Origin of the sequence: Pseudomonas sp. RIT409 (assembly GCF_003052515.2) — a bacterium.
Lineage (GTDB): Bacteria > Pseudomonadota > Gammaproteobacteria > Pseudomonadales > Pseudomonadaceae > Aquipseudomonas.
In genome coordinates this window covers 283,756-296,624 of record NZ_QARE02000005.1, presented here as the reverse complement: position 1 = coordinate 296,624, position 12,869 = coordinate 283,756, and the positions used below count along the sequence as shown (strand labels likewise).

At 60.5% G+C, this 12,869-nt stretch carries 10 protein-coding genes; 3 read left to right on the top strand and 7 right to left on the bottom strand.

The window, feature by feature from the left end; genetic code table 11:
* Positions 1 to 12 precede the first annotated feature (12 nt).
* A complete protein-coding gene (locus DBP26_RS09435) occupies positions 13 to 894 on the top strand; it encodes a LysR substrate-binding domain-containing protein (RefSeq protein ID WP_108237020.1) in 882 nt (293 codons plus the stop codon).
* A gap of 437 nt (positions 895 to 1,331) precedes the next feature.
* Entirely contained in the window at positions 1,332 to 2,837 is a 1,506-nt protein-coding gene (locus tag DBP26_RS09430; protein ID WP_108237019.1) for an MDR family MFS transporter, read from the top strand.
* A gap of 79 nt (positions 2,838 to 2,916) precedes the next feature.
* Here the strand turns inward: DBP26_RS09430 and DBP26_RS09425 are convergent, their stop codons facing one another.
* The 4 genes from DBP26_RS09425 to DBP26_RS09410 form a co-directional block, all read right to left on the bottom strand.
* Positions 2,917 to 3,720, bottom strand: coding sequence for a cache domain-containing protein (locus DBP26_RS09425; RefSeq protein WP_256601041.1), 804 nt, complete (start codon positions 3,718 to 3,720; stop codon positions 2,917 to 2,919).
* A gap of 123 nt (positions 3,721 to 3,843) precedes the next feature.
* Entirely contained in the window at positions 3,844 to 4,950 is a 1,107-nt protein-coding gene (locus DBP26_RS09420) for an NADH:flavin oxidoreductase/NADH oxidase (protein WP_108237017.1), read from the bottom strand.
* A gap of 105 nt (positions 4,951 to 5,055) precedes the next feature.
* Entirely contained in the window at positions 5,056 to 6,771 is a 1,716-nt protein-coding gene (recJ, locus tag DBP26_RS09415) for a single-stranded-DNA-specific exonuclease RecJ (protein ID WP_108237049.1), read from the bottom strand.
* 58 nt (positions 6,772 to 6,829) lie between these two features.
* Positions 6,830 to 7,372, bottom strand: coding sequence for a YaeQ family protein (locus DBP26_RS09410; RefSeq protein ID WP_108237016.1), 543 nt, complete (start codon positions 7,370 to 7,372; stop codon positions 6,830 to 6,832).
* A 296-nt stretch (positions 7,373 to 7,668) separates the two neighbouring features.
* Between DBP26_RS09410 and DBP26_RS09405 the strand changes: the two genes are divergently transcribed.
* A complete protein-coding gene (locus tag DBP26_RS09405; protein ID WP_108237015.1) occupies positions 7,669 to 8,562 on the top strand; it encodes a TIGR02285 family protein in 894 nt (297 codons plus the stop codon).
* 162 nt (positions 8,563 to 8,724) lie between these two features.
* Here DBP26_RS09405 and DBP26_RS09400 read toward each other — a convergent pair whose 3' ends face one another.
* From DBP26_RS09400 to thrC, 3 genes are all read right to left on the bottom strand, one after another.
* The gene (locus tag DBP26_RS09400) at positions 8,725 to 9,021 is read right to left on the bottom strand and encodes a DUF3509 domain-containing protein (RefSeq protein WP_108237014.1); all 297 of its coding nucleotides are present in this window, start codon (positions 9,019 to 9,021) and stop codon (positions 8,725 to 8,727) included.
* A gap of 141 nt (positions 9,022 to 9,162) precedes the next feature.
* Positions 9,163 to 11,316 (bottom strand): transporter substrate-binding domain-containing protein, encoded by a 2,154-nt coding sequence (locus DBP26_RS09395; RefSeq protein WP_158541413.1) that lies wholly within the window; start codon positions 11,314 to 11,316, stop codon positions 9,163 to 9,165.
* A gap of 114 nt (positions 11,317 to 11,430) precedes the next feature.
* The gene (thrC, locus tag DBP26_RS09390; RefSeq protein WP_108237012.1) at positions 11,431 to 12,840 is read right to left on the bottom strand and encodes a threonine synthase; all 1,410 of its coding nucleotides are present in this window, start codon (positions 12,838 to 12,840) and stop codon (positions 11,431 to 11,433) included.
* Between the last annotated feature and the right edge of the window lie 29 nt (positions 12,841 to 12,869).

Below are 12,869 nucleotides of genomic sequence, written 5' to 3'. Positions count from 1 at the left end.
CTTCAGTCATCCATGAAACGCTTGCCACCCCTTCCCGCCCTTCACACCTTTTTGGTGGTTGCGCGATGCTGCAATTTCACCCGAGCGGCGGAGACACTGCACATCACACAGGGTGCCGTGAGCCGCCAGATCGCAGGGCTGGAAAGCCATTTGGGCTATCCCCTGTTCCATCGTCAGGCCCGAGGTTTGAGCCTGACCGCCCAGGGACGTGAATTATTTCCGCGCATCGAGCAGGTATTCGGCTTGATCGAGGATGCCGTCGACCATGTGGGCACTCGCCAGCAGGCGTTACAACTGAAAGCGCCGACGTGCATTACCCGGTGGTTGCTGCCCCGCCTGATGACGTGGCAAAAGGAACGGCCAGACGTGCCAGTGGAACTGACGACCACCATTGCCCATGGCGTGGACTTCCGTCGCGAGCGCTTCGATGCGGCGGTGGTCTACGGGGCGCATCCCGGTGACTCGATGCAGGTGCATCGCTTGCTCGACGAAGAGCTCACCCCGGTGTGTGCGCCCGCGTTGCTGAATGGTCCCGAACCTCTGACGCAGATCACGGACCTGGAGCGGCACATGCTGTTGCACCCCACGCTCGACGAACAGGACTGGACCCAGTGGCTGAAAGCGGCAGGCGTGCAGTTGGGCAATGTCGGCAAGGGCCAACACTTCGATACCATGGACCTGGCCATGACTGTTGCCTCCCAAGGATCGGGGATCGCGATCGGCGACTGGTCGCTCATTGGCGAGGATCTTCGGGCCGGCCGTCTGGTCACCCCCTTTGACGAGCGATTGAAGACCGGCGCCGGCTACTACTTCGTCTATCCAGACCGCACACAGGGGACGCCAGGGATCCAGGCTTTACTGGATTGGCTTCGAGCCGAAGCGGGACAACGTTAAAGTTCCATCGTCATACCGTCGCCACCCCGGCCAATGCGATAAAAACATTCAATACCCGGCGCAGCGCCATCATCACGTATGAGGGCCTACACTCACCTTATCCGACAAAAAAACGATTTTTGTACGCGGATCGAGGTACACGTCGTGAGAACCACAATAAGAAGACAGATGGTGTATGTGGTTGCGGTTGCTACAGTGCTGAGCATCTATGCAGCCGGGGCCTACAGGATCGAGCAGATGCGGCAGACGCCACGGGGCGTGGTCGTGTGCACGTTCGGTCACTGTATGCCGACAGAGGCCAGCTTCAGCGCGTTGCGCTGATTGCCACACCGGTTTCAACCGAAGGCGGCTATCGATTAGCTAGCTAACGGACTAGACTGAGCAGACTTTTCCCGCCGAGCCTGGGCGGGTCAACCTGCCAGATCGAGTCCCTGTTCGTGACCAGCCTCAATCAAACCCGCCCGGATATTCGCAGCATTCTGTTTGCGCTGATGATGGCCGTTTTCCTCAGCGCGCTGGACCAGACCATCGTGGCCGTTTCCATTCCGGCCATCTCCGCTCAATTCCAGGATTTCGATCTGCTTGCCTGGGTCATTTCGGCCTACATGGTGGCCCTGACCGTCGCTGTCCCCATTTACGGCAAACTCGGCGACTTGTACGGGCGTCGTCGGCTGATGCTGTTCGGGTTGGGCACGTTCACGCTCGCATCGCTTTTCTGCGCCATGGCCCAGAGCATGGAGCAATTGGTGCTCGCGCGCGTTCTGCAAGGTATCGGTGCAGGCGGGATGGTTTCCGTGAGTCAGGCGATCATCGGCGACATCGTTCCGCCCCGCGAGCGTGGCCGCTACCAAGGCTACTTCAGCAGCATGTACGCCGCCGCCAGCGTGGCGGGGCCGGTCCTCGGGGGGTTCATGACGGAATACCTGTCATGGCGCTGGGTATTCATCATCAACCTGCCGTTGGGCCTGGTGGCCTGGTGGGTGGCTCGTCGGACACTCATCGGCCTTCCCGTTCCACAGCGCAAACCGATCATTGACTACCTGGGGACGGTGCTGATGATCATCGGCCTGACGGCCCTGTTGCTCGGCATCACGGAAATCGGTCAAGGCCACAGTTGGCGCGATGGGCATGTTCAGCTGCAACTGGGGATCGCCTTGCTGGCGCTGGCAGCGTTTACGCTCTACGAACGTCAGGCCCGTGAGCCGCTGCTGCCGATGCACCTATTCGCCAACCGCAGCGCCGTGTTGTGCTGGTGCACGATTTTCTTCACCAGCTTCCAGGCCATTTCGCTGATCGTTCTGCTGCCGCTGCGCTTCCAGACGGTCACCGGCGGCGGCGCTGACAGTGCCGCACTGCATCTGATGCCACTGGCGATCGGCATGCCCATGGGCGCTTACTTCGGCGGGCGGCGCACATCCCACACCGGGCGTTACAAACCCATCATTCTGACCGGCGCGCTGTTGATGCCGATCGCCATCCTCGGCATCGCCTTCACACCTGCGCAGTCGGTGGTCCTGACCGGCCTGTTCATGGTCCTCACCGGCATCGCGTGCGGGCTGCAATTTCCCACCTCCCTGGTAGGCACTCAAAACTCGGTGGACATCAAGGACATGGGCGTGGCCACCAGCACCACCAACCTGTTTCGTTCATTGGGCGGGGCGGTAGGCGTGGCCAGCATGTCGGCGCTGTTGCTGGTGATGCTGGCCGGAACGGGGCTGGCCGAGGTCGACGGCGGCGCCCTCGGCGAGGGCGGTTCAGGCAATGTGTTGATGGACAGTCTGCATGCCGCGAGTGGCCCCGCGCTGGCGGCGCTGCAAGGGCAACTGGCGATGACGTTCCAGCATCTGTTGTTGGCCAGCGCCGGGGTTTCGGTGCTGGGCCTGGCAGCGGCTCTGGGGATGCCGAATCACCTGTTGAGGGGGCGCGCCGACAAGGATCGGTGACGCCCGGTTGGCGCAGAAGGGAGCGAGCAAACAGGCACCCTCGCACGGGCCGCAACGGAAGGCATGTCCAGTGCGCTTTTCAACCGCTGTAATACCCCACAGCAACGAGCAGATCCCCGACTTTGCGCATGTAAGCGTGTTTGTGCTCGACCTTCCCAGTGACCGGGTTGCGCCAACGATACTCATAGTCGCCCTGAGGCTGCTTCTTGATCATTTCCAGCATCGGCAATCCGACCGGCTTGCCTTCGGGGTCTTTCACCTTGCTGAAATCAGTGTTGACCAGCCGCAGGTTGGTGCCGTGTGCGACATAACGTTTAGTCGTGGTGTTGACGACAAATACGTACAGGTCGTCCTGCAAGAATCCACCCTTGAGATCATTGATCGCCTCAAGCGTGCCGTTCTGATCCTGCTCCAGCGCCTGTGCGGCCTTGTCGAGCAATGCTCTGGCCTGTTCAGGGGCGGCGCGCGGCAAGTAATACCCCACCGCCAGGATCCGCTCCCCCACTCGCTGGAAATACACGCGCTTGCGCTCGACCTTGCCATCGCGCCAGTTTTGCCAACGATACTCAGCCTGCTGGACACCCGCACTTTCGGGGGTCTGCAGGACGTGTTTGAAGGCTCTTTGAAGGTCTGGATCGAGCACTGAGGAAACGTCGCGCCCGATTAACGCCACGGAAGGTCCGCCGCTGGCCAGCATCACACCGTGGGTGTCGGTGACGAATACGTAGCGCTCACCATCGACATATTCCCCCTGTCGGCTGAACTCGGCCAAGGCCTTGTCGCCCACTTGCCGATAATGTGCGACAGCCTTGTCCAACAAGGCTCTGGCGGCAGAGGCTTCCTGTGCCTCATCCCCTGCCGCCGTTGCCTGGGTGACCCACATGCAGGCCACCACCGTCAGTACCAGCGTTTTGCATGCGTTGCCGAATGAAACGACTGCCATCTTGCTGCTCCCATTCTTATTGGTCTGCAGGCAAGCGTAGACGGGACTCGACGAGGGCGCTCTTCAGTCGCGCAGGTCCGATTCGTGAATCGGCTGATCGCGGTGAGTGGCGCGCTGATACTGAGCCGGCCATACCGCCTGACGGCCTCCCAGATCGTCATCGGCATGCAGGGGCCAGTACGGATCGCGCAACAGTTCGCGAGCCAGCAAAATCAGGTCGGCCTGACCGGTACGCAGAATGGTGTCGGCCTGATACGGTTCGGTGATCATGCCCACGGTCCCGGTGGCGATTCCCGACTCCTGGCGAACACGCCCGGCGAATTCGGTCTGATACCCCGGCCCGACGGGGATTTCCGCATTGGCCGCCGTGCCGCCCGAGGACACATCCACCAGGTCCGCGCCCAGCACCTTGAGCCGCTTGGCCAGTTCGACGGTTTCGTCCGGATTCCAGCCATCCTCCACCCAATCGGTGGCCGATACGCGCACGAACAATGGCAATTCGTCCGGCCATACCTGACGCACGGCTTCGGTGACCTCCAGCGTCAGACGGATGCGGTTCTCGAACGAGCCTCCGTATTGATCGCGACGTTGATTGCTGAGCGGCGAGAGAAACTGGTGCAACAAGTAACCGTGCGCAGCGTGAATCTCCACCACCGAAAAACCTGCGGTCAGCGCACGCTTGGCAGCGTCGACGAAGGCCTGGATGACGCTTTTGATCTGCGCTTCGTCAAGCGGCGTGGGCGGCGTGTGCTGAGGATCGAAAGCGATGCTCGACGGCCCCCATGGCGTCCAGCCCCCCTGATCGGCAGGGATACTGCCCTGCTTGCCCAGCCAGGGACGCCAAGTGCTCGCCTTGCGTCCCGCATGGGCCAGTTGAATACCGGCCACCGCGCCTTGGGCATTGATGAAACGCGTTATGCGCTGCAATGGCGCAATCTGGTCGTCGGACCATATGCCGAGGTCTTCCGGAGTGATACGGCCGTCGCGGGTCACGGCGGCAGCTTCAGTGAAGATCAACCCTGCGCCACCCACGGCCCGGCTGCCCAGATGGACGAGATGCCAGTCATTGGCCAGACCATCGGCACAGCTGTATTGGCACATCGGCGAAACCACGATGCGATTACGCAGCGTCAATTGGCGAAAGGTGATGGGTTCAAGCAGCAGGCTCATGTGCACCTCTTTCAGATGGCGTTGGAAGGTCCCGAGGATGAGACCCTAGAGCCTAGTCGACAACCTGAAAGAGAGGGCGGTTCCTGCTATCCAGCATTGGTGCGCTCAACGTGGCGAGATGTGCGCGACCATCAGCTGAACCGTTTCATTTCCACGGAATTCGTTGAGATCGAGCCTGTAGGCCAGTTCCACCCAACGCACCCCGGGGTTTGGCCAGACGTCGCGGTCCACGCTGAAGGCAATGCCGTCGAGCTTGACGGTGCCGCATTCGGTCTTGAGCACCATCTTCAAGTGCCGTTCGCCCACCACCCGCTGCTCGACCAATTGAAACACCCCATGGAAAAGCGGCTCGGGGAAATGTTGCCCCCAGGGCCCGGCGTTGCGCAGCGCACGCGCAAGCTCCAGATGAAACTCTTCAACGGCCAGCGTGCCATCGGACAACAAGCGCCCCGTCAAATCTTCCTCGGTCAACTGCTGTCGCACTTGCGCATCGAAGGCTTCGGCGAACGCCTCAAAATGGTCGGCGGGCAAGGATAGACCCGCCGCCATGGCATGGCCGCCGAACTTGCTGATCAACTCAGGATGCTTGGCCGCAACGGCGTCCAGCGCATCGCGAATGTGAAAACCGGGCACCGAGCGGGCCGAGCCCTTCAACATCCCTTCTCCCGCGCTGGCGAAGGCGATGGTTGGACGGTGGTATCGCTCTTTCAGCCGCGAGGCCAGGATCCCGATCACGCCCTGATGCCATTCGGCCTCGTACAGGCACAGACCGAACGGCATCGACTCCACCGGCAGGTCTTTCAACTGCGCCAGCGCCTCGCGCTGCATACCTTGCTCGATGGATTTGCGGTCCTGATTGAGCGCGTCCAACTGCACAGCCATTTCCCGCGCCTGGGCTTCGTCTTCGCACAGCAGGCATTCGATGCCAAGGCTCATGTCATCCAGACGACCTGCTGCGTTGAGCCGAGGACCGAGGATGAACCCCAGGTCGGTGGAGGTGATGCGCGATGGGTCACGACGGGCCACTTCGAGAATGGCTCGCAACCCCGGCCTGGCACGCCCGGCGCGAATACGCATCAACCCCTGGTGCACCAGAATACGGTTGTTCGCATCCAGCGGCACGACGTCGGCCACACTTCCCAGTGCCACCAAGTCCAGCAGTTCGCCCAAATTCGGCTGCGCTCGGCCATGGGTTGCAAACCAACCCAAGTCGCGCAAGCGCGCCCGCAGGGCCATCAGCACATAGAACATCACGCCCACCCCGGCCAACGCCTTGCTCGGGAAGGTACAGCCCGGCTGGTTGGGGTTGACGATGGCATCGGCCGCGGGCAATTCATGGCCTGGCAAATGGTGATCGGTGATCAATACCCGCAACCCCGCGGCCTTGGCGGCCGCCACGCCCTCGACGCTGGAAATCCCGTTGTCCACGGTCATCAGCAGGCCGGGTTCCCGCGTCAGGGCAACGTCGACGATTTCCGGGGTCAATCCATAGCCGTATTCGAAGCGGTTCGGTACCAGGTAGTCGACATGCGCCGCGCCGAGCAAACGCAGCCCCAGCACGCCGACCGTGCTGGCAGTCGCACCGTCGGCATCGAAGTCGCCCACGATGAGAATACGCTGGCGTCGCTCCAGGGCGTCGACCAGCAAGTCCACAGCCGCATCGATGCCTTTGAGTTGCTGGTAAGGGATCAGCCGCGCCAGCCCTTTGTCGAGCTCGTCCTGCGAGAGCACGCCGCGAGCGGCGTACAAACGGGTCAGCAAAGGGGGCAGATCGCCGAGGAATGGCAGGGTGTCGGGCAACTGACGTGATTCGATGCGCATGCGGTTTCCGCTGATGGTCATGGGTTGACGCGTGTTGAGCAGGGCGTGACGGCGGGGATCAGCCGCGCTCCCCTGCCAGCCATTGCAACTGCACTTCATGCTGACCACGGTCGTCCGTCACGAACACCGTGCCTTCGCTGATCATGACGTCCCACTTGATCACCCGTGGCATTTCGTGGGCGAGCGTCTCCAGCACGTCTTGGGGAACGGCTGCGATGTTCACGTTTTTCAGCGCCTGAGCGGCAGGCACCACCTTGCCCTCCCAGACCCGCAGGCTGCCGTAGGCCAGCAGACTGGTACGTTCCGTGCGACGGGAACACCAGGTCAGACGATCGACGTCGGGCTGGCCGACTTCGATCCAGTGCAGAACGCGATCATCCAGGCTTTTTTCCCACAGCGCAGGTTCATCCACGTCGGATAATCCCCGGCCGAACGACAGGTGCTCGTTGTACCAGAGCGCATAAGCGAGTAAGCGCACGGCCATACGCTCTTCGGTCTCGGAGGGGTGGCGAGCGATGGTCTGCTTGACGGTTTCATACACCCCACGATCCAGGTCGGTGAGGTTCAATTCGAATTTGTAGGTCGTTGACGGCTGGGCCATGAAAGGGCTTCTAGAGACAGGGGAAGGCGCCAAGTCTACCCGATGCAGGGGCATTCAACGACCCGAGGCGATGACCGATCGGTTGAAGGACCCTTCCACTGTGCCGAACCGGCAACGCGGTGCTTTAATCAATCCGAGGTGGCGAGTGTTAAATAAATGGACGACCACGCCGATACCTTGGTACGAGACCCTTCAGGATGAAGTTTTCACAGCGGGCCGTTTCACTCTCAGACCCTACCGGGTGCGGCAGCGCACGTCTGAGCGCCAACCAGCTTTTTCGGGATTTACATCGACGGATGCTCACTCGCACCCTGCGCCTTCACATCAGCGGGCCATTGGCCCTGTTCGTGAGCTTATCGCTGAGCATGATGCCCGGCACCGCACACGCCAAAGAGACGCTTATCTGGCTGTTGCGCGACTTTCCGCCCCTGACCATTTTCGCCGGCCCTCAGACCGGCCAGGGTGCAATTGACAGGTTGATGCCTGAGTTGATCGCCCGCATGCCTGAGTACAACCACCAGATCATGCATGTGAATCGCGCACGGGGTACGCAAATGCTTCAGGACCCGGACGTGTTCGCCTGTGATCCCACCTTGCTATGGACTGCAGAACGCGAAAAAACCATTCTGTTTTCGATCCCGACTTATGCCACCCCCGGCAACGGCGTGACCATCGAAAAGAGCAATCACGCCCGATTCGCCCCCTTCCTGACCGAGGACGGCCATCTGGACCTCGCCACCCTGCTGGCAAGCAAAACCGTCAAAGTCGGGATAGTGGCCGAGCGCAGCTATGGCCCGACCATCGACAAGATCTTGCGCGCCACGCCGGCAACGGACAGCCTGATCCTGCACTATGGCAATGCGGCAGTAGGCAGCATGCTGCAAATGGAACGCATGGATCGTTTTCAGGCCATCATCAGCTACTGGCCAGAGGTGCGCTATCACGCTCAACAACAAGGCATCCCGCTCGAAGATCTGGAGTTTTTTCCGATCAAGAACGCGCCCAAATATCAGTTTGCGCACATCGGCTGCTCGAAGACCGATAGGGGCCGTGCGGCCATGGAGGTGATCAACCGTGAAATGCGCGTTCTGCGGACCACCCGACTCATCGGGTTTTACGCCGAGTGGATGGTCAAGAAGGAGGAATACCTGCGCGATGCCCAGACGTTTTTCGACGAAGCGCAAAACTGAAAAACGCCAGGCAAAAAGAAACCCCGAGCAGCGGGGAGACTACTCGGGGTCAACCGCGGTCCAATCTGGACCCGTACGGCAGGCTACACGAACACCGGAGCACAATGCCTGCGCCTGCCGTACTGGATAGGAGCCCGATCAATCGATAAGGTTCCACGTCCCTTAGATGAAAGTCTGACCGGCGGTGAAATGAGTGACCTGTGTCGCATTACGCATGGCCGCGATGACGCAAGGCTCGATACGCCCTTCGGCCACCATCAAGTCCCGACGCAGCCCATCGACCACATCGGTCAACTGGCGTTTGTCACACAACTGCGCAGCGGAATAGATCCGCTCGATGACGGTTGCACCGGTTGCATCTTTCAACGTCACCAGACGCTCGCCCTTGACCCCGACAGCCCCCAGAATCGCCTGATAAGGCGCCAAGGCTTCGCTGAGCAACAAGCTGATATTTTCCATTGGATTCACCACTCAATCATTTGAATGCAAAAGGTGCTCATCAGTGACCACGGTCGGAAGTGGAAAGTTTCTTTCCAGAGCTGCATCGATCTGTAGGTCTGCCTCCCTGGGAGCATGCCCGTCGAATGTGACAGATGGAATTCATCCTGATGGCCCCACGGATACCGCTGTCCGTGGGATGCCGGCCCGCTCCCGCTCAACATGGCCATGGGGTGGTAGCTCGGCCCAGCCGCCCACTACCCCCTGCAGCTCACCGTTGGCACGATAAAACGGAGCGACCCACTGAAAGACGTCCACTTCAGGCTCTACGAGCGTCAGAGGCGCCCGCCCTCGGACCGGCTCCCCGGTGCTCAGAATATCCATGTAAGTGGCATGCACCGCCTCCGCAGTTTTGCGAGGCAGCAAGTCGATATCCGTCAAACGCCGGCCATGCAACTGCTCGAAGCTGATGCCGAGCCACTCTTCGTAGCCCCGATTGCAGGTCACCAATCGCCCCTGCAAATCGCGGACGTAGACTGCATCGGGCAAAGCGTCGAGCAACGTGCAGAGAAACAGATGATGATCATTGAGCTGCTCTTCTGCCCGCCTGCATTGAGCTTCAAGCACCCTGATACGCGCACGCCAGAACAACGACACCAGCCACGACACCCCTACAAGGGCTAACACGCCGTAGAGCCAAACGGGGGGGCGTGACCAGATGGGTGGAGGGGGATGAAGGCTTCCCAGCCATTTCATTCGTATCGCTCGCATTTCTGCGACCGGAAACTCATCGAGCGCTTTGTTCAGGATGCTTAGCAGTTCCGGCTGTGTCTTGCTCACGACGAAGCGATCCGGCGACCACAATCCTTCGACGCTTCGGCCGACCTTGAGCGGCCTGGTCACAGAGGCCCAGGCACCCGCCTCGTTCTGAATGGTCGCTTGAGCGTCTCCGGTTTCGACGAGCCGCTGCGCATCCGCATAGGTCGCGACAAGCTTCAACCGGATATCCGGATGATCGCGTTGCAGAAAGTCCACCAGGGCATGACGCCTCGGCATAGCCAGCACTTTTCCCGAGAGGTCGCCTAGGGTCGTGGGCGACTGCCGATTCGCCCGCACGACGTAGACCCAGTTGTTGCCCCCATAGGCATAGCTGAAATTCAGTTGCATCCGGCGCTCGGCCGTCTCAGCGAGGGTGGTGTTCATATCGGCCTTGCCAGCGCTCAGCGCCTCGAGTGCGGCCTGGGTGGACGGCATGACGTCATGCCGAAATATGAGGCCGGTCATGCGGGAAATCCGCTCGAGCAGATCGATGTTCAGGCCCACCCAGCGTCCCTTCTCATCCTGATAGATATACGGCGGGAGCTGAGTGGACGCCACGGTGACTTGGGGATGCCTGCGCACCCATCGCTGCTCCTGAGGGCTCAAGCGGATGCGCTGATTCACGACATCATCGCCCAGCCCGGCTGTCCAGCGTCGCTGGATCTCCCGGCCGACCGATTCGTCGAGATCGTCGAGCGCGCGATCGACCAACGATTTGAGCCGGATGTCGTCGCCTCGCAAAGCGAAGGACAAACCAGAAGGGGCCAGTGCGCTCTCAAATTGAACACTCAGCTTCAGGTACGGGCGCAGCGCGAGGTACGCCCGGACAATCACCTCATTGCCGACAAAGGCGTCCACGTCACCTTGAGCGAGGGCTTCCATACCGCTGTGCAGTGTCGGTGCCAGCACGATGAGGCTGTCCGGATAAGCCCTGTTCAAGGCGGCCTCATCCACATAGCCGTTCAGCACCGCGATGCGTTTGCTCTTGAGCGGCGTCTCCAGGGGCGAATCAGCGGAGCGACCGACCACCACCGAGCGATCAGGCATGTAAACCTGTGAAAAGATCAAATCGGATTTCCCGCCCTCGGAACCGCTGGCTCTTGCGAGCAGATCGACCTTGCCCGCCATCAACGCGGCAAGCTCTTCTTCACGGCGGGAAAACCCCGTGATCTTTATGGGGATGGAAAGCTTGGCGCTGATCAGGCTCAGGTAATCTGCGCTGATGCCCTGATAGCGATTCTGGTCCGTGGTGATGTTGATCGGTTCGTAATCGGCGATGGGGATGCCGACGTTGAGCACGGCGCGATCATCCAGCCAACGACGTTCCTCGGCGTTGAGGTGAAGTCTTTCCTCGACTTTGAAAGGCGCCCCGAGGACAAAGGGCAATGTCTCCGCGCTCTGGCCCGGTGGACTCCAACTGCCGATCAGGAGCAGCGTCAATAGGATAAACAGAGTGATTCGGGGCTGGACGGGCATTCCTTGCGTGTCCATGTTCATGTGTTCTACCGCCAGTGAGTTGTTTACGAAGCTCAGAAATGCTCGCAAGTTTGGCATGCAGAAACGAGAAGGCCCGCGGGTGAGCGGGCCTTAAGTTGTTACACGGCGATACCGCTAGAGCGGCTTGCCACGATTACCGTGCTGACTGACGAAGGCCTGCATGGCTTTCAGATCATTCGGGAGCACCGTGCAGCGCTCATTGCGCTCAAACAAATCAGACAAATGTGCAGGCAGTGCCAGTGCTTTTCCCACGCCTGCTTTCTGCACCGCTTCCGGGAACTTGACCGGGTGCGCCGTGCCCAGAATCACCATCGGGGTGTCGAGGCTGCGACGGCAGTCGCGCGCCGCCTTGACGCCGATCGCCGTATGCGGGTCGAGCACCTCACCGGTGCTGGCAAAGACTTCAGCGATGGTTTCACAGGTCTGCTCGTCGCTCACCGCCAGCGAGTCGAACAGTTTACGGGCTTCGGTCCAACGATCTTCAGCGACACTGAAGCCGCCGCCCTGTTTGAAGCTGTCCATCAACTCGGCGAGCGCTGCGCCGTTGCGACCGTGCATGTCGAACAACAAACGCTCGAAATTCGATGACACCATGATGTCCATGGACGGCGACAACGTGGCATGAAGGGTTTCCTTGACGTACTGGTTGCCGCTCATGAAGCGGTGCAGGATGTCATTGCGGTTGGTGGCGACGATCAGTTGGCTGATCGGCAGCCCCATGTTGCGCGCCAGATAACCGGCAAAAATATCGCCGAAGTTGCCGGTCGGTACCGAGAAAGCCACTGAACGCGCCGGGCCGCCCAATTGCAGCGCGGCGTGGAAGTAGTAAACGATCTGGGCCATGATCCGCGCCCAGTTGATCGAGTTCACGGCAACCAGACGCGTGCCTTTGAGGAAGCTCTGGTCGGCGAAACTGTTCTTCACCATTTCCTGGCAATCGTCGAAGTTGCCTTCGATGGCGATGTTGTGAATGTTGTCACCGAAGATCGTCGTCATTTGACGACGCTGAACGTCGGAAACCCGGTTGTTCGGGTGCAGGATGAAAATGTCGACGTTGTCACAACGGCGGCAGCCTTCGATGGCAGCAGAACCGGTGTCGCCGGACGTCGCGCCGATGATCACCACGCGCTCGCCGCGTTTTTCCAGCACGTAATCCAGCAACCGTCCCAGCAATTGCAGGGCAAAGTCCTTGAACGCCAAGGTCGGGCCGTGGAACAGCTCCAGTACCCATTCGTTGCCGTTGAGCTGGCGCAGCGGCGCCACGGCAGCGTGTGCGAACACGCCATAGGTTTCTTCCAGGATTTTCTTGAAATCGGCATCCGGGATGCTGCCCGCCACGAACGGACGCATGACGCGGAACGCCAGCTCGTGGTAAGGCAGGCCCGCCCAGGACGCGATCTCTTCCTGGGTGAATCGTGGGAGATTTTCAGGGACGTACAGACCGCCATCGCTGGCCAGCCCAGCGAGCAGGACGTCTTCGAAATTCAGGGCCGGTGCGCGGCCGCGGGTACTGATATAACGCATAAACAAACCTTCGGTTCGAGCCGCAAGCT

Coding starts and splice junctions, on each gene's coding strand:
- DBP26_RS09435 (WP_108237020.1), top strand. CDS start 13: ATGAAACGCTTGCCACCCCTTCCCGCCCTTCACACCTTTTTGGTGGTT.
- DBP26_RS09425 (WP_256601041.1), bottom strand. CDS start 3,720: ATGTGGGTCACCCAGGCAACGGCGGCAGGGGATGAGGCACAGGAAGCC.
- DBP26_RS09420 (WP_108237017.1), bottom strand. CDS start 4,950: ATGAGCCTGCTGCTTGAACCCATCACCTTTCGCCAATTGACGCTGCGT.
- recJ (WP_108237049.1), bottom strand. CDS start 6,771: ATGCGCATCGAATCACGTCAGTTGCCCGACACCCTGCCATTCCTCGGC.
- DBP26_RS09410 (WP_108237016.1), bottom strand. CDS start 7,372: ATGGCCCAGCCGTCAACGACCTACAAATTCGAATTGAACCTCACCGAC.
- DBP26_RS09405 (WP_108237015.1), top strand. CDS start 7,669: ATGCTCACTCGCACCCTGCGCCTTCACATCAGCGGGCCATTGGCCCTG.
- DBP26_RS09400 (WP_108237014.1), bottom strand. CDS start 9,021: ATGGAAAATATCAGCTTGTTGCTCAGCGAAGCCTTGGCGCCTTATCAG.
- DBP26_RS09395 (WP_158541413.1), bottom strand. CDS start 11,316: ATGAACATGGACACGCAAGGAATGCCCGTCCAGCCCCGAATCACTCTG.
- thrC (WP_108237012.1), bottom strand. CDS start 12,840: ATGCGTTATATCAGTACCCGCGGCCGCGCACCGGCCCTGAATTTCGAA.